The organism is Lentimicrobiaceae bacterium (assembly GCA_023227965.1).
Classification (GTDB): domain Bacteria; phylum Bacteroidota; class Bacteroidia; order Bacteroidales; family JALOCA01; genus JALOCA01.
Genome location: JALOCA010000045.1, coordinates 1 through 23461 on the forward strand (window position 1 = coordinate 1; position 23461 = coordinate 23461).

The 23461-nt window shown below is 41.8% G+C and carries 15 protein-coding genes; all 15 read left to right on the top strand.

Annotated elements, in window-relative coordinates; translation table 11 throughout:
- A partial coding sequence (locus M0R21_12180) for a RagB/SusD family nutrient uptake outer membrane protein (GenBank protein MCK9618578.1) occupies positions 1-633 on the top strand: 633 nt, incomplete at its 5' end.
- Positions 634-672: 39 nt separating this feature from the next.
- Positions 673-993, top strand: coding sequence for a carboxypeptidase-like regulatory domain-containing protein (locus M0R21_12185; protein MCK9618579.1), 321 nt, complete (start codon positions 673-675; stop codon positions 991-993).
- Positions 994-999: 6 nt separating this feature from the next.
- On the top strand, positions 1000-3675 hold the full coding sequence (locus tag M0R21_12190) for a SusC/RagA family TonB-linked outer membrane protein (protein ID MCK9618580.1): 2676 nt from the start codon (positions 1000-1002) through the stop codon (positions 3673-3675).
- 18 nt (positions 3676-3693) lie between these two features.
- Positions 3694-5412, top strand: a complete 1719-nt coding sequence (locus M0R21_12195; protein MCK9618581.1) for a RagB/SusD family nutrient uptake outer membrane protein — start codon at positions 3694-3696, stop codon at positions 5410-5412.
- Between the two features lie 87 nt (positions 5413-5499).
- Complete coding sequence (locus M0R21_12200) at positions 5500-6699, top strand: alpha/beta hydrolase (GenBank protein ID MCK9618582.1); 1200 nt, start codon at positions 5500-5502, stop codon at positions 6697-6699.
- A 56-nt stretch (positions 6700-6755) separates the two neighbouring features.
- Entirely contained in the window at positions 6756-8966 is a 2211-nt protein-coding gene (locus M0R21_12205) for an acetylxylan esterase (GenBank protein MCK9618583.1), read from the top strand.
- Positions 8967-9227: 261 nt separating this feature from the next.
- Positions 9228-10415, top strand: a complete 1188-nt coding sequence (locus tag M0R21_12210) for a cystathionine gamma-synthase family protein (protein ID MCK9618584.1) — start codon at positions 9228-9230, stop codon at positions 10413-10415.
- Positions 10416-10554: 139 nt separating this feature from the next.
- On the top strand, positions 10555-12117 hold the full coding sequence (locus tag M0R21_12215) for a glycosyl hydrolase family 28 protein (GenBank protein MCK9618585.1): 1563 nt from the start codon (positions 10555-10557) through the stop codon (positions 12115-12117).
- A gap of 42 nt (positions 12118-12159) precedes the next feature.
- Positions 12160-14370: a GH92 family glycosyl hydrolase gene (locus M0R21_12220; GenBank protein MCK9618586.1), complete on the top strand. Its 2211-nt coding sequence runs from the start codon at positions 12160-12162 to the stop codon at positions 14368-14370.
- 92 nt (positions 14371-14462) lie between these two features.
- Complete coding sequence (locus M0R21_12225; GenBank protein MCK9618587.1) at positions 14463-14786, top strand: hypothetical protein; 324 nt, start codon at positions 14463-14465, stop codon at positions 14784-14786.
- Positions 14787-14795: 9 nt separating this feature from the next.
- Complete coding sequence (locus M0R21_12230) at positions 14796-15893, top strand: hypothetical protein (GenBank protein ID MCK9618588.1); 1098 nt, start codon at positions 14796-14798, stop codon at positions 15891-15893.
- 72 nt (positions 15894-15965) lie between these two features.
- The gene (locus M0R21_12235; GenBank protein ID MCK9618589.1) at positions 15966-17753 is read left to right on the top strand and encodes a T9SS type A sorting domain-containing protein; all 1788 of its coding nucleotides are present in this window, start codon (positions 15966-15968) and stop codon (positions 17751-17753) included.
- A 106-nt stretch (positions 17754-17859) separates the two neighbouring features.
- Positions 17860-20235 (top strand): DUF5110 domain-containing protein, encoded by a 2376-nt coding sequence (locus M0R21_12240; protein MCK9618590.1) that lies wholly within the window; start codon positions 17860-17862, stop codon positions 20233-20235.
- 273 nt (positions 20236-20508) lie between these two features.
- Positions 20509-23196: a glycosyl hydrolase-related protein gene (locus M0R21_12245; GenBank protein MCK9618591.1), complete on the top strand. Its 2688-nt coding sequence runs from the start codon at positions 20509-20511 to the stop codon at positions 23194-23196.
- Positions 23197-23208: 12 nt separating this feature from the next.
- Positions 23209-23461, top strand: a 253-nt coding sequence (locus tag M0R21_12250; GenBank protein MCK9618592.1) for an aldose 1-epimerase family protein, incomplete at its 3' end; no start/stop codon positions are given.

Sequence of the window (23461 nt, forward strand, 5' to 3'; positions counted from 1 at the left end):
ATAATAACAGGGATTGGCCTAAAAGAAACTGTGGCTTGTCTTGGCGATGTGTATAAGGGACGAACTGTAGAAAGCTGGATCGGAGGACGTGACAGGTTGACTGAAGCTAGCCAAGTTACGAAATCAGGCAATTTTCTTCGGAAATTCCTTCTCGACGGCACAACTGCAACATCCCTCGGGTCGATTATTTGTTGGCCTTACCTGCGAATGGCTGAAATATATCTATCCTACGCTGAAGCAAGCAATGAATACCAAGGCGCTCCCGATGCCGAAGCTTACAGGTGTGTCAATATTATCCGAAACAGGGTAGGATTACCGAATCTGGCAGCGGGAATGACCAAAGTGCAGTTCCGCGAAGCAGTAATTAATGAAAGACAATGCGAACTTGCTATTGAAGAAGTCAGGTGGTACGATATGGTTCGCTGGAAAAGAGAAAACGATTTTAAAAAACGTCTCCATGGACTGAATATTTACAGATCAACCACTACTCCATATACTTTTACCTATGTAAAGTTTCTAATGCCTACACGCTACTGGCAGGTAAATTGGTCACCCAAGTGGTATTTGTGCGCAATTCCCAATGATGAGATACAGAAGGGTTATGGATTAATTCAAAATCCGGGATGGGAGTGATAGATTGGACAAGTGTAAATAATTTAAAATAGGAATCATATGAAAATAAATATTCAAAGATATATCTACCTGTTCCTTTTGGTATTGCTAGTAACTTATCCTGGTATGGCCCAGCAAACGATGTTAACAGGAACGGTAAATGATAAAACAGGTAAGCCGGTAGTGAATGCGCTGGTTACGATCAAAGAACAACCTGGTATAAAAGTATTTACTGATACTGAGGGAAAATTCAGTATTTCCGGGGAAAAAGGTCAGCTCGTTGAAGTAACTACCAGAGATCAACGCTATCAATCGCAGCGGATTGAAACGGATCAGATGGTTCTGGTAGTGAACCAAAACGATGCCTTAATCCAGGTTTGATATGGAATGGAACAACGACAGGAGGATGTTACATCCGCTATCGGGATCGTCAGGGCCGATGAATTGACAAAAAGTTCTGCCAGGAACCCTGCAAATGCCCTGTACGGGCAAATCCCGGGTTTAACCGTACTGGAGAATTCAGGCACAAGTTGGACTACAAATCCCAACCTTTTCATCAGGGGAATTGGAACAACGCAAAATACCGCCATATTGATATTGGTTGACGGGTTCGAACGTCCGATCAACACATTATCAGTGGATGAAATCGAAAGCATTGAGGTACTGAAAGATGCAGGCGCTCTTGCCATGTATGGATTACGCGGGGCGAACGGCGTTTTATTGGTGACAACCAAAAGAGGTACAGGGAAAGGACTTTCAGTCAGTGCGAATTATGACCGGGGAATGACGAAGGCTTTCCGTACGCCTGAATTTTTGGATGCTTACGGTTATGCAAAAGCAGTCAACCAGGCGCGCAATAATGATGGATTGACTGACCTTTATTCACAGCCTGAATTAGACAGGTATCAATCCGGAAGTTCCCCCTACCTGTATCCAAATGTTGATTGGAAAAAAGAGTCACTCCGGGATTTTGGACATTCCAATAAATTGAACGTCACATTGCAGCAGCAGACCAATGCATTAAGGTACCTGCTTTATATGAACATTGACAGCGAAAATGGAATTTATGGGCCTGTTACAGAAACCGGAAATAAAACCACTCAGATCAATAACACAACGGTCAATGTGAGGCTGAACGCGGAAATAGATCTTACAAAAACGACCAGGTTCTCAGTGAAACTTGCCAGTAAAATAGGGGAAGGTACCCGTCCTGCCACAACAAATGAAGGCGATATCTTTTACAATATTTACAATACGCCGGCGGCGGCTTATCCCGTTAAGACCTATCACAATATTTGGGGAGGGACACAAACTTATGGCAACAATAACCCTGTGGCACAAATCGGGGGTATTGGATATACGACTGAGGGAATACGCCTGTTTATGACAGATTTGATACTGGAGCAAAATCTTGATAAAGTAGTAAAGGGCTTGTCGATAGAAGCTGGCTTATCCTATGATAATTCATTCATCTACCGTGATGTAAGATCAAATGGATATCAATATGAACAGCTTACCCCCATCCTTGATCCTATAACCAAGGCGGTAATAGATACCATTGAAAATAAATACGGGACAAACAGCGCTACGACTTTTGCATCCTCTCTGACACCTTACTATCACAGGGCGACTTTTTTTGGAAATCTGAAGTATTCATCTGCCTGGGAGGATAATGAATTAAAAGCGATACTTTTTGTGCAACAGGAAGAGTTTAAGGGCAACGGTCAGTACACTACTTACAGGCGTATTTTGGGCGCCGGCAATTTACATTATGGGAAAGCCGGAAAATATTTTGTCGATGCAACCCTGGCCTGGGGCGGAACTAATCTTTTGCCGCAAGCAGACCGGTTTGGATTTTTTCCCGCGGTGTCAGTAGGATGGAAATTGAGGAATGAAGACTGGCTAATTGACAGTAAGGTGTTTAATGACCTGAAACTGAGGGCTTCCTGGGGAATAACCGGAAATGATCAGGTTACCCAAAACATCAGCGATAACAGATGGCAAGGATCATCCGGATACTATTTTGGCGCCAACAATACCGGCAATGCAGGTAATGCGGAAGGAAGGCTTGCCTCCTATCCGCTTTCCTTTGAGACTTCCATTAAATCCAATATAGGCATTGATGCAGGAATTTTAAATCTGTTGGATCTGAGCCTGGATGTTTTTTACGATAAGAGAAAAGGGATCCTTACCACAACCAACGGATTATATAGTCAGGTACTTGGCGTTGCTTTGCCTTATAGCTCAACTGGAGTTACTTCCAATAAGGGATTTGATTTGGGATTGAACCTGCATCAGACCATCAGGGACTTTAGCTATCATGCAGGGGCGCAACTATCCTTTGTCAGGAATAAGATTATTGAACAGAATGAAGTTTACAGGCCGTTTGATTATCTTAAAAGAACAGGAAAAAGTATCGGTCAGGCATTCGGATTACAGGCGATCGGTTTCTTTAAAGATGCTGCCGACATTGCCGCCAGTCCCAAACAGACTTTCTCGGCAGTAAGCCCCGGAGATATTAAATACAAAGATCAGGATAATAATGGTTTCATAGATGATTATGATCAGGTTGCCATTGGCTATTCAACAAATACCCCTGAAATTTATTATTCAGGTACGCTTGGTGTGGAATACAAAGGATTTGGGTTCAACTGCGTGTTTCAGGGAATTTCAAACTACACGGTGTATCTAAATACAGCCAGTATTTTCATCCCGCTCAGGTCGAATACCAATATTTCTACTTTCTCCAACAATGCATGGACACCTGCAACTGCTTCTACGGCAACGCTGCCCCGTCTTTCTATGTCTGAAAATCTGAATAATTATCGTAGTAACAGTATTTGGCTTGTTGACGGATCATACCTGAAATTAAGAACAGCGGAGATTTATTACAATTTTCCCAAACCAATGCTATCCAAATTTAAGCTCAAATCAGCGCAGCTGTATGTAAGAGGAATAAATTTATTTTCGATTGACAATATAAAAGTTGTTGATCCGGAATCGATCGGAAGCTCATATCCTACAATGTCTTCCTATAATCTGGGTATTAAAATTGGGTTTTAACCATTCAAACACATTGTTATGAAACAGATATATTCTTATATATTAAAATTTCCCAAGTCATTGATTGCAGCTTTATTCTTAATTCCATTGTTTTGGAGCTGCCATTTTTTGGACTATACCGAGTATGATTCAAATAATGAAAATTATATATTTTCATACATAGATCAAACCAAAACAGTTCTGGCCAATGTCTATTCTTATCTCCCGAAAGACTACAACAGCGTGGATGGGGCCATCAGGTCATCGGCAACAGATGATGCCGAACATGTATGGGATGCATCAGCCATTCAACGGTTCAACAATGGAGGTTGGAGTGCGATTAATCCGCTGGATGATCAGTGGGGCAGAATGTACACGGCCATAAAAGCTGCAAATATATTTTTGGATAAAGCCGACACACTGACATTTCCTGCAATAAAATATGCGGTCAATTACGCTGATTTAATGAAAGCATTGGCTTTATATCCTTACGAAGCCCGGTTCTTACGTGCGATGTATTACTTCGAATTAATTAAGAGGTATGGCAATGTTCCCCTTGATACGGTAAGGTTGACACCTGAACTTGTCAATAATGTAAAGCCTAATTCATATGACGAGATTGTCAAATTCATCGTAAGGGAGTGTGATTCGGCAGCCATTAAATTACCCATAACGTTTTCTACATTTATCAGCAAGGAAACAGGACGGGCAACGAAGGGGGCTGCCATGGCTTTAAAAGCGCGAACTTTGTTGTATGCTGCCAGCCCTTTGCACAATTCTTCGAATGCTGCTGCCAAATGGATTGCGGCCGCATCTGCTTCAAAGGCGCTGATCGACCAGCTTGGAGCAACTTATACCCCACTTGCTGCATATAATACAACCTGGAATAACCTCACCTCCAAAGAATTGATTTTAGAGACCAGACAGGCAGATGACAGGGCATTTGAAGCAGCAAATACAGCGGTGGGCTATAATGGAGGAAATACCGGAACCTGTCCTACACAAAACCTGATTGATGCTTATGATATGAAAACAACCGGCAAAGGGATCACAGAGGCCGGTTCAGGTTATGATCCGGCAAATCCGTATTCAACTTCAGGGGCAACAGCAAGAGATCCAAGGCTTGATATGACAATTCTCCGTAATGGTTCCATCTGGAAAAATCCTCTGGTAATTCAAACCTTTCAAGGGGGATTAAATGCGGCGCCCAGGCCGAATACTACTAAAACGGGTTATTACATCAAAAAATTTATGGTGGAAAGTATTGTTATTGATCCTTCTTTAACATTGGGAAATGCACGACATGTATGGCCAATATTCCGATATGCCGAGGTGCTTTTGAACTATGCTGAAGCCATGAACGAAGTATATGGACCGGATGGGGCAGGCCCCGCCCCTCTTGATAACCTGACAGCGCGTGCGGCAGTGAATATAGTCCGTGCAAGGACCGGAGTCGCAATGCCCGCCTTCGCGGCAGGAATGACACAGTCAACTTTCAGGGATAAACTGAGGAACGAACGCCGGGTGGAACTGGCTTTTGAAGACCATCGTTTCTGGGATATCAGAAGGTGGAAGATCGGACCTTCAGCCACCATCATTAAAGGTGTTGACCTGACAAGGGACCCTGTCACCGGCGTAATAACCTATACCCCAAAAGTAGTTGAAACACGCGTTTGGAATGACAAGATGTATTTGTATCCTATTCCAGAGACAGAGTTGTTCATAAACAAGAACCTTGTGCAAAACCTTGGCTGGTAAGTAATTTTTTTTTAAAATCAACTGATTAACTTCAACAGTGAAAACTAATGAAGTTACTTAATTTACAAATATCTTAATTAATTGAATATGCAAACTAAATCTAATCAAAAAACCACTTTTCTGATCGGCGTAACCATGATTGGCTTGTTTATTTTTTGTACATCGCTAAACACAAAAAATAAAAATCAGGATAAGAAGCCAGAATCGATGCTTTGCGTGGGATATCATTGGACGGAGGCTGAAGGCAAAGCGTTTCTCGAAAAGATGCGACAGACTTACACTACGGAAGAAGACTGGAAAAAGCATGCAAAACAGATCCGGACACAAATTCTGAAAGGCGCCGACTTGGAGAAATACCCTAAAAAATGTCCACTTAATCCTTTTATTAGCGAAAAACGTGTTTATGATGGCTACCAGGTACAGAATGTTGCTTTTGAAAGTCTGCCAGGAGTTTATGTAACAGGTAGTTTTTATACTCCTATTAATACAAAAGGTATGATTCCCGGCATATTAAGCCCTGAAGGACATTGGTCAGATCCCGCTGATTATGGCCGATATCGGCCAGAAGCGCAAAAACGTTATGCCGCTATGGCGCGTATGGGTGCAATGGTCTGGGCCTACGATATGGTAGGTTATGGTCAATTTGTTGAATTTGGATGGATACATGAACATCGCGAATCGCTGAAATTACAAACATGGAACAGTATACGCGGGATTGATTTCCTGCTTTCAATGGGTGCCGACCCGAAAAGAATTGGTATGACAGGTGCATCGGGTGGAGGTACACAAACTTTTCTGCTTACCGCGATTGATGCCCGTGTAGCTGTATCGGTTTCTGCCCATTTCTTTGGCGGTTGCGTTTGCGAAAGCGGGATGCCCATCCATAAGAGCGAGAACTTTCAAACCAACAATGTAGAGATTGCTGCACTTGCTGCTCCTCGACCAATGTTATTGGTTTCGGATGGTAATGACTGGACAAAAAACACCCCAAAAGTTGAGTACCCACATATAAAATACATTTACGGATTGTATGGCGCATCTAATCTTGTTGAGAATGTCCATCTTCCAAATGACAGACATGGGTACGATGATAACAAACGCATTGCAGTTTATCCTTTTCTGGCTAAGTACCTTGGACTTGATGTAACCAAAGCAATGAACCTTGACGGTACACTCAACGAAAAGAATATTGTGATAGAGGATCAGAAAGCACTCTACTCTTTCAACGACAAACATCCATTTCCAGCCAATGCCATCAGAAATAATGATAATGTCGTATGGAAATAAACTTTTTCCCTTGCTGACGACAAATTAAAACTCAATTAAATTAAAACTCAATTAAAATGAAACAGCTGCTTTACAATGTAATTAATAAGTATTTGAGTTTATTCAAAATCATTTTCACTTTAGCATTGGTCATGTTGCTGGCTAATGACAGGGTGAATGCCCAGAATGAACTTGATGTGATAAGGAATAACTGGCTTCAGTATAGTAATGCCCCTAACTCATTATATAATCATATTGCAGGGCAGGCCTATGATCTTCTTGCCCGGCGGGCTGCTAAAATTGATGCATTGAGCTCATTGTCCGATTGGCAACAAAGACAAAAATTTATTAGAGAAACACTTTTGAATATTGTGGGCCCTTTCCCTGGAAAAGCTCCATTGAATGCAAAAATTATCAGAACAATAGATAAGGATGATTATAGGGTTGAGCATATTGTTTATGAGTCCCAACCAGGATTTTATGTCACAAGCTCAATGTTCATACCAACTGGCTTAAAAAGAGTGAGTAAAATTCCAACTATAATTTACTGTAGCGGACATTCCGGTGATGGGTATCGGGGATATCAGACTCAGATACTAAATCTGGTAAAAAAGGGCTTCATAGTTTTTGCATTTGATCCGGTTGGACAGGGTGAGCGCCTGGGGTATTACGATCCGGAAACAAAGAAATCTGCAATCGGCCCGCCAACAATTGAACATTCCTATCCCGGATCACAAGTATTTATCACAGGGAGTTCTTTAGCCCGATATATGATTTGGGATGGCATCAGGGCTGTCGATTATCTCCTCTCCCGGAATGAAGTTGATCCTGCGCGAATTGGAATTACAGGACGATCTGGAGGAGGAACACAGTCTGCATACATTGCTGCAATGGATGACCGGATATATGCTGCTGCTCCTGAATGCTGGATAACCAATTTCACAAGGTTATTTCAGACTGTTGGGCCACAGGATGCTGAACAAAACTTCTTTAACGAGATCATAGGAGGAATCGATCATTCTGATTTCTTATTGGTCAGAGCGCCAAAACCTACATTGATGATAACTACTACAAGAGATATGTTCAGCATTCAGGGAGCTAAAGAGACCGAAAATGTGGTGTCGCGCATTTATAAAGCTTATGGGAAAGAGGACAACTTCAGCAGGGTTGAGGATGATTTTCCTCATGCATCAACTAAAAAGAACAGGGAAGCCATGTATGCTTTCTTCCAGAAATATTTAAATAATCCCGGTAACTCAAATGATGAGATAGTTAAAACTTTAACAGCTGAAGAATTGCAGGTAACCCCTACAGGTCAGGTTTCAACATCTCTAGGAGGAGAAACTATTTTCAGTTTAAATCGCAAAGAGGCAGAAAAACTGGTCATTAATTTACAAACTTCAAGAAATGATCTCACGATGCACCTTCAGGATGTATTGAATTCAGCAAAAAAACTTTCAGGGTATCTGAAGCCAACAGAAATTAATGAACCCGTGTTTACTGGTCGTTTTCAGAGGGAAGGTTATGTGATTGAAAAATATTTTTTAAAAGGTGAAGGTAATTATGTTATTCCATACCTGTTGTTGATACCGTCTAAGCCAAACAATAAAGCCCTGATCTATCTTCATCCTTCCGGTAAGTCAGTAGATGCTTCTGTAGGCGGTGATATGGAATGGTTTGTCAGTCGTGGTTACAAGGTGCTGGCTCCTGATTTAATTGGAATAGGTGAAATGGGACCAGGTGATTTTAAAGGCGATGCATATATAGAAGGCGTATCTCATAATATATGGTATGCTTCTATACTTATTGGCAGAAGTATCGTTGGGATAAGGACTGGTGATGTTGTAAGGCTCACCCGGTTGTTGAAAGAGGATCGTGAAATAAGTGAGGTTTATGGTATTGCAAAAAAAGAAATGGCTCCGGTACTATTACATGCTGCAGCTTTTGACTTGAATATCACCAGAATTGCATTAATTGAACCTTATTCCTCTTATCAATCCATTGTAATGAATCATTTTTATGATTCTTCATTTATTCACGGAGTTGTTCCTGGAGCCCTTAGAGCCTACGATCTTCCTGACCTTGCAGCCAGTTTGGCTCCAAGAAAGCTAATTATGGCAGGAGTTACAGATGGATATGGAAAAAACGCCGATACTGAAAGTATTAATAAGGATATTGAAATAATTAAAATTGCTTATCAAGCCAAAGAAGCAAAAGATAAATTGAATATAATATCTGATTTATCCCCTAAGAATAAGTATGATATTTTTGAAAATTGGATAAAATGATTTATTGAAATAAATAAAATTTTGTCACGGCAGAAAATGAGGCGCAATTAATCCATAATTTATAATAACAATTGCCTTCTAGCTTAACAACATAGCTTCTTGCTTAACAACATAGATTATGACAACAAAAATAATTGACCTTTCACATTTGCTTAATGAGTCTGTATCAGTTTATCCCGACACAATTGGACCTGAGTTTTTATCTGACTGACATTGAAAACAATAAATTCAAGTGCGAAACATTACTTAAATACTAACTAAATGGATATCGATTTTTCAAAATACAAAAGAGGTTCGGCATCCGTATGGGCGGGTGAAACGGATCCGTTCTTGATGGGCGCAATAAACCCTCCCATTGTTAACAGTGTAACCTTTGCCTATCATGACCTTGATGAGTGGCACGATGTGGCCACAGGTAAACGCGAAGGATATATCTATAGTAGGAATACAAACCCTACTGTCCACATATTGGAAGAAAAGATCCGGATACTGGAATACGCTGAGGCCTCTACTTCTTTCGCTTCAGGAATGGGTGCCATCAGCAATACCTTGTTCGCGCTGCTTGCTCCTGGGAAGAAGGTTGTCTCTATTAAAGATACTTACGGTGGTACCAGCAAATTATTTCTGGAATTCCTTCCCTCTTACAAGATGGAGGTTAAGCTTTGTGAAACATCCGATCAGTACCAACTGGAATCAGAAATTGCCAACGGGTGCGATCTCCTTTACCTGGAAACGCCTACCAATCCAACGCTTAAGGTAGTTGATATAAAAAGGCTGGCTGCAGCCGCAAAAAAAGTTGGAGCTATCGTGGTAGTGGATAATACATTCGCTACACCGGTAAATCAAAATCCGTTAAAACTGGGGGCCGATATGGTCATTCACAGCGCCACTAAATTCCTTTGTGGTCATTCCGATGCGATGGGTGGACTTCTTTGTGGCAAAAAAGAGCTGGTGGAAAAAGTCTTTCGGTATCGTGAAATCAACGGTGCCAGTCTTCAAGCTGATCAGGCGTACATGATTATCCGCGGCATGAAAACACTAGAGTTGAGAATAGAGAGGCAAAACGCATCGGCGATGGAAATTGCAAAATTTTTAAAAGCTCATAATAAAGTAAGTGATGTTTTTTATCCTGGCCTCGAAACGCATCCAGGCCACTCCATTGCAAAGGAGCAGATGTCAGGTTTTGGAGGGGTCCTGAGTTTTTCCCTGAAGGGCAATTATGAAGATGTAAAAAGGTTTTTACCAAAACTAAAGTTGATACATTTAGCGGCTCATCTCGGATCGGTCAGCACACTGGCCGGGCCTCCCCGGACTACCAGTCATGTTGAACTCTCGGTAGAGCAGCGCAGGCTGCTGGGCATACCTGAAAGTCTCATACGGTATTCGGTGGGGATTGAGAATGTTGAGGATCTCATTGAGGATTTGGAAAATGGTCTGGCTTCTTTTTAAGTAGTGTCAGGATGCTCAGGTAAATGAAGCATTGAAATACGATAACATGATATCAAACGTGATCAATCAAGTAATACAATACAAATAGGAGAAAAGCAATTGAACGCCTTAAAGATTCGCATCTAATTAATGATATAAAATGAAAACATATCTTTTATTATTGATATACATAATCGGTTTGAATGCTTTTGGAAAAGATGTTAACATTCTCGATTATGGAGTTGTTCCTGACGGGAAAACCACTACTACGAAAGCCATTCAACAGGCTATTGACCAATGTTCTTCTTCTGGCGGAGGCACATTGTATTTTCCAGCTGGGGTATATATGTCAGGGACTATTTTCCTTAAAGACAATGTAACCATTAATCTTGATAAAGCTGCTGTCCTTAAGGGAATTGCTTCGGATAGTGCCTATCCTTTGACAGCTTCCGGGAAGAAAGGATTCATTCGTATTGATTACGCTTCGAATGTAACCATCATGGGAGAAGGTACCATTGATGGAAGTGGTAGCAATTCAATTTTTCAGAAAGGTGATAACGGAGATTTACGTCCATTTCTTTTGGAGTGCCTTGGTAGTAGAAATGTGGTAATCAAGGATGTACATCTTCAGAATTCGGCATTTTGGGCATTACACATTTTTGATAGCGACAATGTTCGTGTTGATGGTGTTAAAATATACAATCATAGCAATTGGAATAACGATGGTATTGATGTTGATTCAAGAAATGTAATCATTTCGAATTGTACTATTGATTGCGACGACGATGCCCTTTGCTTTAAAAGCGAAGGCAAAAAAATCTGCGAGAATGTAGTTGTCAGTAACTGCATTCTGGCTTCAAATTGTAATCTGATTAAGTTTGGGACTGGTTCTGTTCACGGTTTTCAAAATATCTCAATCAGTAATTGCGTGCTACACTCTGCCACTGTATCAAAGTTCAGGAATTGGAATAAATATATTACCGGAGTTACAGACTCAATTACCGGAATCTCGGGCATTGCGCTTGAAGTGGTTGACGGAGGAATAATGGATCAAATCACGATTAGCAATATTTCGATGACGGGAATTCAAACGCCTATTTTTATGCGGCTTGGAAGCCGAAAAAATCCTACTGGATCATTGAAAAATATACTAATCTGCAACATTTTGGCCACATCGCAAAGTCAAATATCCAGTTGTATCAGTGGAGTCCCCGGGTTTTACATCGAGAATGTGATCGTTAAGGATGTAATTTTTACCTGTAAGGGTACCGGAACTATGGTTGAATCGACTGCAGCAGTTCCCGAAGTTGAAAAATTATATCCTGAAAATAGGATGTTTGGATATAGCCTGCCCGCTTATGGGTTATACGTCAGGCATGTAAAAAACATGGGTTTCGAAAATTTCCGTTTTAACCTGCTTGCACCGGATGCACGTCCTGCAATACTTTTAGATGACTGCCACAATATCAGGATTAATAATTTTTCCGTTGACCAACCGTCAAACGATCAACCACTTTTACGCCTGATACAGTCAACGAATGTTTTCATATCCGGATATCAGTCAATTACTCCAATTTCGAAATTTCTGAGAATTGAAGGAGATAAATCATCTGATATAAAGTTATCAGGAAATGATTTTTCCGGGATTAAAAATGTTCTTGAACTTAGTAGTGAATGTGAACCTGCCGTAGTTAAACAATTGTCCAATTTCCAACATGACTAAGAACATTAAGGATAAACTTGAGTAAATTAAATATCTGGGAATATGAAAACTTATTTAGATAGAAAATTAAAAAGCATTTTACCAACTTGCCTGATTGGAATAAAATGCTTGATTACTGTAAGTTTAGTTGTTGCCTGTTCACAGGGCAATCAGGAAACAAAAGATCTTGATTACACACAATTTGTTGATCCTTTTGTTGGCACAGCCGAGTTCGGTCATTGTTTTCCCGGAGCATGCGTTCCATTTGGATTAATCCAGGCAGGTCCTGAAACTGGGAATTGCAACTGGAAGTATTGTGGCGGCTATCAGTTTAATGATTCCCTTATTAATGGTTTTTCACAAACGCGAATAAACGGCACTGGGGGTATTGATCTTGGAGATCTTCTAATTCAACCATTTACGGGCAACTCTAACAGCGAAGGGTTCAAAAGCAGGTTTGATAAAAGTGCCGAACAGGCCAGACCGGGTTATTATTCAGTTCTATTAAGCGATTATGGTGTAAAAGCCGAGATTACTGTAACCAGCCATGTGGCCGTGCATCGTTACAGTTATCCTGAAGGAAAAACGGCCAGGTTGATGATTGATTTTCAAAGCGCCCTATCAAATAGCAACGACCAGCTTAAAGACCATGTTTTGGACGCTGAAGTTAACTTTGAAGATGAAACGACCATAAGTGGTTTTAGCCGAACAAGAGTATGGCTCGAACGAACCTATTATTACGAGATCAAATTCAGTAAACCGTTTACTAAAAAAGCCTTGCTGCCCAAAAGTGATGAACGTGAAAAAGCCCCCCGGTATGTGCTGGACTTTGATTTGAAACCTGATGAACAATTGATGGTGAAAATATCCATGTCTTCAACAAGTGTTAATGGAGCCAAAGCTAACCTAATCACTGAGTTAAATGATTGGGATTTCGACCAAACTTACCAGAAAGCAAAAGCCACCTGGAACACCTACTTGTCACGGGTTGATATAGAGGGTGACAAAGACAGGAAGACGATGTTCTATACTTCGATGTACCATTTGTTCATCCAGCCCAATAATATTGCAGATGCAGAGAAGGAACCCTTCTACTCGACCCTTTCTTTATGGGATACCTACCGTGCCGCCCATCCGTTATATACCATTCTCAGCCCTGAGCGGGTTGATGGGTTTGTAAACTCTATGTTACACCAGTACGACAAACAGGGTCTTTTGCCGATCTGGGCCTTATGGGGAGGTGAAACTTATTGTATGGTTGGAAATCACGCTGTTCCGGTTATCGTTGATGCTTATCTCAAAGGGTTCAAAGGCTTTGATGCCGAACGTGCATACCAGGCTGTAAAAACTTCCCTGACAGAAAATCATAAGAATTCAGCATGGGATATCTACATGAAATACGGCTATTACCCTTTTGATTTGGTGAATGTTGAATCTGTATCGAGAACTCTTGAGTCAGTTTATGATGATTATTGTGCCGCTCAATTTGCCAAAGCTTTGGGCAAAACAGAAGATTACGAATATTTTACAGCCCGATCAAATTTTTACAAAAACCTGTTTGACCCTGAAACTAAATTGATGCGGCCAAAAGATTCACATGGTAAGTGGAGAACTCAATTTGACCGTTTTGCCCTTTCACATGCTAGTACTTCAGGAGGCGATTACACCGAGGGGAATGCCTGGCAATACACCTGGCATGTGCAGCATGATGTGGAAGGCTTAATTGATCTGATGGGCGATAAGGAATACTTTACGAATAAACTTGACTCACTTTTCAAATTGAAAAGTCCTCAAAAAAGTCAAGGTTTTGTGTCTGATGTTACAGGTCTGATTGGACAATATGCCCATGGAAACGAACCGAGCCACCATGTTGCCTACTTGTATGCTTTGGCCGGTAAGCCCTGGCGCACACAAGAATTAGTGAACGAAATCTGCAAAACAAAGTACATCAACGCTGTTGATGGCCTATGTGGAAATGATGACTGCGGTCAAATGTCTGCCTGGTATATTTTCTCGAACCTGGGTTTTTATCCAGTCAATCCATGTGGAGGCGAATACGTGCTGGGAGCGCCACAGCTTGAAAAAGGCATTATCAAACTACCAGACGGGAAAACATTTACTGTTGAAGCAATCAATTTTTCCAATGAAAACATCTATGTACAGCGTATAGAATTGAATGGAGCAAAGTATGAGAAGAATTCCATTAGTCATCAAGACATTATAAACGGAGGAATTCTGAAATTTTACATGGGCGCAACTCCCCATTTTCTTTAAATCGTTCTAAAATTTAATAAATATGATTAATGCTAAACCACTAAAGTAGATACTAATGCTTATTTCAAATCACAAACTAAAATTTCTTAACAATGAAAATTACCAGACATTACACACAGAAAAGAAAAGCATGGTTAGTTTCATTTATTACAGCAGTTATTTGTTTGCTGTTAAGTATTAACACGCTTCATGCGAAAGCCAAAACTGGTGGGGTATTTAGCTGTGAGTTAACAGTTCCACTGGGCGCTGGAGCTTCCGCCACGATCGGCGGCGGAGTCTATACCATTCCCGCCGGCACACACACCATTAGGGCTAATATCGATGACATCAATCGCTTTGCGGAATCAGAAGAACGTGGTATAATACTTTCGTTGCCACCGGCGTCGCTGGCCCTAAACTCCCTGATGTTATTATAAAATCATTTTATGACAAATTACAAGAAAAACCGTTTTATCAATTCGAAGATACTGCCAGTCGATATTGTTTTCCATCCTTCGTGGTGGTACAAACATACCGGAATTGTTTTTGATAAAGATTTTTATTACCACCCACTTAAGCGTGTTGAAGTAGAAAAACAAATGGAGCAAGAGCTCTATGAAAGGTTTGGACGGTTCGGATTAGGCACCGACAGAAAAAAAAAATTGCCACTTATCGGGGCCGTGCATAATGCTGCGGGCTTCTTACTTTCTGAAATGCTTGGCTGCAAAGTAATTTACATGGAAGATTCGGCTCCTCAGGTTTTACCTGCTGCAATGGATAAACTGGAAGTAAATACCAGCAGAGCATTGAAAAGTCCCGCGTTCAAACGATTTATATATCTTCAGGAAAAACTGAAGTCAAAATATGGTTATATAGTGGGCGACACAAATTGGGGAGGGGTATTGAACATCGCCCTCGACTTGGTGGGAGAAAAAGTCTTTACGGATTTCTTTACGGAAGCGGAAAGAACGAAAAAACAGTTTTTGGAGATTGCTAAGCTTATTGAACAATTTGTTACGGGCATGTCCAACGAAACAGGGACCAGTTCCATTTCAGTTAACCGAAATGTGAGGCATATCAAAAAACCGGTTTTTCTCCATTCTGAATGTTCTCACACAATGATTGCCACAGAACAATACGAAGAGTTCCTTCTCCCGATAGATCTGGTTTGGAGTTCGAAGTTCCGTCCGTTCGGCATTCATTATTGCGGTAGCGACCCTCATCGATATGCCGAAACCTTTGCAAAAATATCGAATCTCGACTTTCTGGACGTCGGCTGGGGTGGTGATGTGAAAATTCTCAGGAAGTATCTGTCAAACACATTCTTAAATATCAGGTTAGACCCTGTAACAATAAGCGATTGTCCTAATAGCAAATTGGAAGCAGTCATTATCCAGCTGGTGAAAGATTCTGGCTACCCATATTTAACCGGAGTGTGTTGTATCAATATGGACGATAAGGTGGAAGACTGTAAGATAGATGTCATTTTTGAAACTATTGAAAGCCTCAGACAAGAGTATTGGGAAGGTCATTATAAAGAATAAATAAAAAAATTAATAGTAGTATCTCATGAGTAAAAACACATATTTCAAATCATAAGCTAAAGTTTTTTAATTATGAAAAATAATAGACATATTACACAGAAAAGAAAAGTATGGTCATTTTCAGTTATTACAGCAGTTATTTGTTTGCTGTTAAGTATTAACACGCTTCATGCGAAAGCCAAAACTGGTGGGTTATTTATCCGTGAGTTAACAGGTCCACTGGCCGCAGGAGCATCCGGCACTATCGGTAGCGGAACAAATACGATCTCCAATGGTGTGCACACGATCAATGCAAATGCCAATGACGCCAATCGCTTTGCGGAATCGAACGAAACCAACAATACGCTTTCCCAGCTAATTACGATTGAACCTACCGTATTGACCGTGATGGTTGATTTTAGCGTTGATAGAGGGCCGGTTACTTATCGGGCTTCCGGATTCCTTCTCGGCATATCGGCAACAACTCCTTCATCGGCTCTGGTGAATCCCCTCAAACCCAAGTTTTTCCGCTTCGACAACGGATTTGGTAGCGGTGGTATAGATGCGTTGTATCCCCGCATCCAATCGCTCGGCGCAGTAGGAGAATTTATCTTGTCAGATTCATATGGTTATTCAGCGCCTTACCCGGGTGATAACAGCGATTATACGCGATGGGACTTAACAGTTACGAATATTGTCACAAATGCAAAAAACAAAGGTCAAAACCTTCAGTTTGACATCTGGAACGAACCGAGCAACGCTCAATTCTGGGGCCGCAGTCAGTCTCAATATCTTGACATGTGGGCTCATACCTTCCAGCTTATCCGGTCGATCAATCCCAATACGGTTATTGTGGGACCGAGCGGTTGTTGTACTCAACTTAACACGACTTGGCTACAGACTTATTTAACTTATGTGAAAGCCAACAATGTTATCCCTAACATACTCTCCTGGCACTATATGGATTCACCCTTCAACATCGAAACGTTGGTAAATTCAATGCGAACCCTCGCGGCAAACAACGGGCTCACGTTCAGCGGCTATGAACTTAATGAATCCATGTCGCCTACTGATGGGAGGAACGGCTTGCGACCAGCCGATGCCATTCTCTATTTTGCCGCTCTGGAACGTGCCGGGGTGTCCAATGCAGCTAAGAGTTGCTGGAACGAGGTCGGTGGCGGGAGTGACTGCAGCGCCCCCCGCCTGGACGGCCTTGTAAGCCAAGACGGATTGTACCCGCGGTCTATTTGGTGGGCTTACAAAGGATATGGCGATATCACCGGCCGTCTGTATGCTGTTACAACCGGCGACAGTAACTATGACGGTATTGCGGGGTACGATTCAGTAAGTAAAATTGGGAAAGCGGTTTTCGGTAATTACACTTCATCAAACGCCGGGGTCCAACTGCGCTTCTCACACCTTGATCTTATGTCCGGGCTCGTGAACGAAGGAAAAATTCATGTAAAAGTGGAAAGCGTACCCAATAGTGAAACAAGTAATCTTACGAGTATACCAACGGTTGTCGATTCCGAATTTACCGTTTCTAATAATGAGGTAGTAGTACCCCTCGCATCGTTTGAGCCATGGGGAGCGGTTCTGGTGACATTGACACCAACCGGAGCAACAAGAGTCATCGTCCCCAGAAGCAATGTTTCGCAAATGAATGTTTTCCCAAATCCGGCAGGTGACGTTTTAACTATTGAATTAATCGGAATAGCCGGAAAACAGCAGGTTGAAATTTTCAATGTACAAGGCATATTAGTTAAAGAGATTGAAATAACTGGGACTAAGCTGATTAATATTTCCGATCTGCCTAAAGGAATTTATCTTGTACACTTAAAAAATAACTCACTGGAAGTTCAGAAATTTACAAAACAATAAATTGATATAAATATAAATAAATCATTAAAGTAATTGATTATTCAGTAAAAAGATGGTTGTTAAACATTAATGGAGGAAATTTCGAAACAAATCAAAAATCAAGATAATGAAAAAGACTAACCTTTTATTTTTCCTGATGCTGCTTTTTGCGGCACAGAACCTTTATTCACAGGCTTATGAAAAAGTGGAATCGGGAGTGCGGATGACCGCAAGCGCTGTCTCAACCGAAATCCGCTTTTATTCTCCGGAAATCGTTCGGATTTTTAAGTATCCTGAAGGAACCACGGTTAATAAAAACAGCCTATCGGTAATTAAAATACCCGAAAAAACGGATATAAAAATCAACCAAAAAGGGCAGGTCGTTACTTTGAGCAGCTCAGCTTTAACTGTCGGCATAAACCTTGAAACAGGGAAAATAACCTACACCGATACGGCCGGGAAACTACTTTTTACTGAAAAAGACTTTGGGATGCAGTTTACCCCGACGATGGACGTAAAAACACCGACGTACCTTGCCCGTCAGGCTTTTGTTCTCGACAAAAATGAGGCGATATACGGATTGGGCCAGCAACAAAACAACAAGCTGATGCAACGGAGCCAACGCATAATTTTGAAGAATGAAAACATGAAAGTCTGCATCCCGTATTTTTTATCGGTAAAAGGATATGGCATTTTCTGGGATAACTACGCCGCAACAACCTTTACCGACAATCAACAGGAAACCTCTTTCGAATCACTCGGAAATTGTGCCGACTACTATTTCATGTTGGGCGGAAGCGGAAAAGGTGTAATCGCCCAAATGCGTGCCCTGACAGGCCAATCGCCAATGATGGCACTTTGGACATTTGGTTATTTCCAATCGAAAGAACGCTACAAAACGCAGGAAGAACTGGTTGGAGTGGTTGAAAAATATCGAGCTTTACAAGTACCACTAGATGGGATCATTCAGGATTGGCAGTACTGGGGCCGTGACAGCGTTTGGAACTCGATGAGTTTTGACCCAAAAACCCATCCTGACCCGGTTGGAATGGTAAATAAAATACACCAAATGAACGCCCATGTGACTATTGTTGCCTGGCCCGGATTTGGCCCACTGACCAAACAGTACGCCGAATTTAAAGAAAAGAAGATGTTGATCGACTTCGATACCTGGCCACCAAATTCAGGCGCAAAACCATACGATCCGTACAATCCGGTTGCCCGCGATATTTATTGGGATTACCTGAACAAAGGTGTTTTCTCCAAAGGATTTGATGCCTGGTGGCTCGATTCGTCGGAGCCCGACCACATTAACATAAAAGATGAAGATTTTGAACAGCCCACCTATCTGGGATCGTATCAGTCGGTCATCAATGCTTTCCCGTTGGTGCATACAAGTGGAGTTTACACCCATCAACGGGCGACAACCTCCGATAAACGTGTTTACCTTTTGACGCGGTCAGCCTTTGCCGGACAGCAGCGGAATGCCGCAAATACCTGGTCGGGCGATGTGGTATCAACCTGGGAAACACTGGGCAAACAGATACCAGCCGCGCTTAATTTTTCGATGACAGGCATACCTTACTGGAATGGTGATATCGGCGGGTTTTTTGCGGGGCATTACGTGAAAGACGGCGGCGCTAAAAACCCACAGTTTCAGGAACTTTACGTTCGTTGGTTACAGTTTGCAACTTTTACCCCTATGATGCGCTCGCACGGAACCGACATTCCACGCGAAATCTACCAGTTTGGCGACCATGGCAGTTGGGCATTCGATGCCATTGAGAAAGGCATTAACCTGCGCTACCGTTTGTTGCCATATCTTTATTCAACGGCCTGGCAGGTTACCAGTCAGTCGGCTTCGTTCCTGAACGCACTGCCACTCGATTTTGTGTCAGACAAGAAGGTTCGGAATATAACCGATGAATACCTGTTTGGAAGTTCAATTCTGGTTGCCCCGGTTGTTAATCCCATGTATACCAGCGAAACGAACGATAAGGTCTCAGCCGACTTCAGCAAGACAAAAAGCCGTAAAGTTTACCTGCCGGAAGGAGCAGATTGGTATGACTTCTGGACGGGCGAAAAGCTGAAAGGCGGTCAGAAAGTTGAAAAAGAAGCTCCAATTGACATTACGCCTCTTTATATAAAAGCCGGTTCGATTTTGCCTTGGGGACCAAAAGTTCAATATGCTGCCGAGAAAAAATGGGATGACCTCGTAATTCGTGTTTACCCGGGCGCCAATGGTGAATTCACCTTGTACGAAGACGAAACTGACAACTACAATTACGAAAAGGGGCTGTATTCAACCATCACGTTTAGTTGGGACGATGCAAAAAAAGAACTTACTGTTAGCGATAGAAAAGGAGAATTTCCTGGCGTGCTGAATAACCGGAAGTTTGAGGTTGTGATTGTGAAAGAAAAGTCAGGCGCAGGAATTGAAACTTCGCTTGCTCCAAAAACAATCAAATATTCAGGAAAAAAGACAGTTATCAAGCTTAAATAATAGGAATAATTTAGACTGTTTAAAATTTGTTTTTGAGTTCCGGAGGAACCAAAGGTCGGTAGAATGATTGAAAACGTGCAGGTCTCTTGTCCCGTACGCCCGCCTGACAAGCCAACGACGGGCAGGGGACAAGACGGAATATGTAAAATGATTTTTCTATCGACAGATTTTCGCTAACGGGAAATTTTTAAACAGTTTCTTAATGGGGTAACGATTGGATACCCCATTAAATTTTATAGTTAATTTTACAGGATAATTTTAAAAATACCTATTATGAGAACACATTTTACCAACACCTTAGCTATAATTTTTCTATGGACGATGTGTTTGCCTTTGTTGTCTTTAGCTGATGGAAGGGATGCAAACCCCGAAGGTAAAACTAATGCCACACTTTCGCGGGATACTATTCATATTGTTGGCCATTCGCACATGGATATGAACTGGCTTTGGACCTATTCTGAAACTATGAAAATGGCCAATGACAATCTTCGGCAAACAGTCGCTTTTATGGATGAATTTCCCGATTTCACTATGTTGCAAAGTCAGGCTGCGGTCTATAATTTTGTCGAAAAAGTTGATCCTCCCTTGTTTGAGCTGGTAAAAAAATATGTGAAGGCAGGACGACTTGAACTGGCCGGAGGGATGTGGACAGAAGGTGATATGAACCTTTCGTCGGGTGAAGCGATCAGCCGCACCTTTTTGCTGGGTCAGCGCTATTTCCAAAGCCGTTTCGGACAAATGGCACACATAGGTTGGTTGCCCGATAATTTTGGTCATATCTCGCAGATGCCCCAAATTCTGAAGCAAGCTGGTTGTGATTATTTCTATTTTCACCGTTGTAAACCATTTAAAGGTTCGTTTTGGTGGGTGGGGAGTGATTCTTCAAAAGTATTGTGTTATGCAAATGATACTTACAACGGAGATATCACGCCGAAACTTAAGGATGAATTACAAAAGATCACTCCGGATAAACATCGGTTATTGCAAATAACCGGCATTGGTGACCATGGCGGAGGTCCAACCCGTGCAAATATCGACATGGTTCATCAGCTGGACAAAACACCCGGCTATCCTGCCGTTAAATTTACCACTGCCGGTGATTTTTTTGGTAAAATTTCCAAAGAGATGAGTGGCCGGCCGACCCATTACGGTGAGATGCAATTCATTTTCGAAGGTTGTTATTCCAATGTTTCAGATATTAAGGAAGGGAACCGGAATTGCGAGAATTCTCTTTACAGTAGCGAATTTTTTAATACACTCCGCTGGCTGAACGGCGATAAATACCCTGCCGATGAACTTCGGGATCTTTGGACAACGGTAGCTTTTAACCAATTTCACGATATCCTGCCCGGTTCAGCTATTAACGAGGCCAATAAGGAAGCTGTTGGCCGTTATGCTGACGTACTGCGCAAATCGACTGATTTACGCGATAATGCCTTCCGTAAGATGGCCGATGAGGTGAAATTTAGAACCGACATGGGGCAACCCGTTGTAGCTTATAATCTTCATCCTACCTCCCGAAAAACTATTGTTGAGGCAAGTGTCTATTCGCATACAGAACCTGTTTCTGTCAAGGTAAACAGCTGGGTAAATTTTTATGGCTCGAAAAATATCAACCCGATCGATAAAGGACAGGGAAAAGTTCCAACGGTATTGGTTCGCGACGGTTCAGGAAAGAGCTATCCTGCCCAAATCGTATGGGCGAAAGTGACGCCGCCGGGATTTACTTCCAAAGTTCAGTTTATTGTCGATAATTTGCCGGCTGGTGGTTATAAAACGTTCTATGTAGATGTGACCAAATCGGGAGCATATAACGAACCTATTCCATTTAATGACAACACGTTTGATACCGATTTTTTCAAGATTAAAATTGACCTGAAAACCGGTGGTATCGTAAGTCTGTTTGACAAGCGTACCAATACCGAATGTGTGAAAAAGGGGGGGCAACTTAACACCCTACGAATGTTCCTGGAAGATAAAAAAGGAGGAATGAAATCGTGGGCGCTGAATAAAAATGTTACAATAGAGGATGTTACAAATGTTAAAAGTGTGAAGGTCGTTGAAAACGGACCGGTAAGGGCCTGTATTGAAACTGTTAAAACCTGGGGTAAATCGAGATTTATTGAACGTGCTTATATTTATCGTTCTTATCCCCGGATTTCATACGATATGGAAGTCCACTGGCTCGAAACAGGAAGTGATTCAACCGATTCACCTATGTTAAGGGCCGTTTTCCCATTGGCAATTCAAGATCCAAGGTTTTATTGCCAGGTTCCGTTTGATATTGTTGAAAGACCTGCCAATGGGAAAATAGGAGGTAAAGAGATTGCTGAATCTGTAAAACATCGGAATGATTATGGAATTGTAGCAGAACCGAATGATGGTCAGGAGGTTCCTGCGCAAAAGTGGGTGGATGTAACAGATGGGAAAACGGGTATTGCACTTTTGAATAAAACTAAATACGGCCATTCGTTTCATAATGGCGAATTAAGACTCACATTGATGAGGTCAGCTGGCGATCCGGACATCTATCCCAATCTTGGGAAATTTAACATTAGCTATGCCCTTTATCCTCACGCCGATGATTGGAAAAGTGAGGTATGGGCCGAAGGTGACGACTTTAACGTGCCGGTTTATGCAGCAGAACCACCATCTTTAGCACTCGCGAAAAATCATGCATCACGCCCCGAAGAAGCGTCGTTTTTCTCGGTGTTTCCGTCAAACGTTGCAATGACTGGGGTGAAGCAGTCAGAAGAAGGAGAGGAGCTTATCGTTAGATTAGTTGAGATAGAAGGAAAGGCAACAGTGGCCACGATTAACTTGCCGGTTACGGCTAAATCGGTCCGGCGACTTAACCTGATTGAGTTTCCCCTTGAAAATGCAACAACGCCAGAAATTGAAGGTAAATCAATCCAAATCAAACTGAAACCACACGAAATAGTTACACTTGGGATTAAATAAAACTAAAAAAAGATGACAACAAAAAAAATTAACAAAAGAGAGCTACTCAAATATGTTGGAGATTTCAGCCAGCTATTTGGAATTAAAGGATATACCCTTACTGGCGGGAAAGCCAACGGGGTGAAAGCCTTCGATGTCAAAAATGGCTCAGGGCTTGAGTTTACAGTGCTCGCGGACCGATGTCTCGATATTGCCGGATTGTCGTTCAAAGGAATCAATTGCAGTTATATCACTAAAAACGGAATCGTGGCTCCGGAATATTATG

Coding starts and splice junctions, on each gene's coding strand:
- M0R21_12185 (MCK9618579.1), top strand. CDS start 673: ATGAAAATAAATATTCAAAGATATATCTACCTGTTCCTTTTGGTATTG.
- M0R21_12190 (MCK9618580.1), top strand. CDS start 1,000: ATGGAACAACGACAGGAGGATGTTACATCCGCTATCGGGATCGTCAGG.
- M0R21_12195 (MCK9618581.1), top strand. CDS start 3,694: ATGAAACAGATATATTCTTATATATTAAAATTTCCCAAGTCATTGATT.
- M0R21_12200 (MCK9618582.1), top strand. CDS start 5,500: ATGCAAACTAAATCTAATCAAAAAACCACTTTTCTGATCGGCGTAACC.
- M0R21_12205 (MCK9618583.1), top strand. CDS start 6,756: ATGAAACAGCTGCTTTACAATGTAATTAATAAGTATTTGAGTTTATTC.
- M0R21_12210 (MCK9618584.1), top strand. CDS start 9,228: ATGGATATCGATTTTTCAAAATACAAAAGAGGTTCGGCATCCGTATGG.
- M0R21_12215 (MCK9618585.1), top strand. CDS start 10,555: ATGAAAACATATCTTTTATTATTGATATACATAATCGGTTTGAATGCT.
- M0R21_12220 (MCK9618586.1), top strand. CDS start 12,160: ATGAAAACTTATTTAGATAGAAAATTAAAAAGCATTTTACCAACTTGC.
- M0R21_12225 (MCK9618587.1), top strand. CDS start 14,463: ATGAAAATTACCAGACATTACACACAGAAAAGAAAAGCATGGTTAGTT.
- M0R21_12230 (MCK9618588.1), top strand. CDS start 14,796: ATGACAAATTACAAGAAAAACCGTTTTATCAATTCGAAGATACTGCCA.
- M0R21_12235 (MCK9618589.1), top strand. CDS start 15,966: ATGAAAAATAATAGACATATTACACAGAAAAGAAAAGTATGGTCATTT.
- M0R21_12240 (MCK9618590.1), top strand. CDS start 17,860: ATGAAAAAGACTAACCTTTTATTTTTCCTGATGCTGCTTTTTGCGGCA.
- M0R21_12245 (MCK9618591.1), top strand. CDS start 20,509: ATGAGAACACATTTTACCAACACCTTAGCTATAATTTTTCTATGGACG.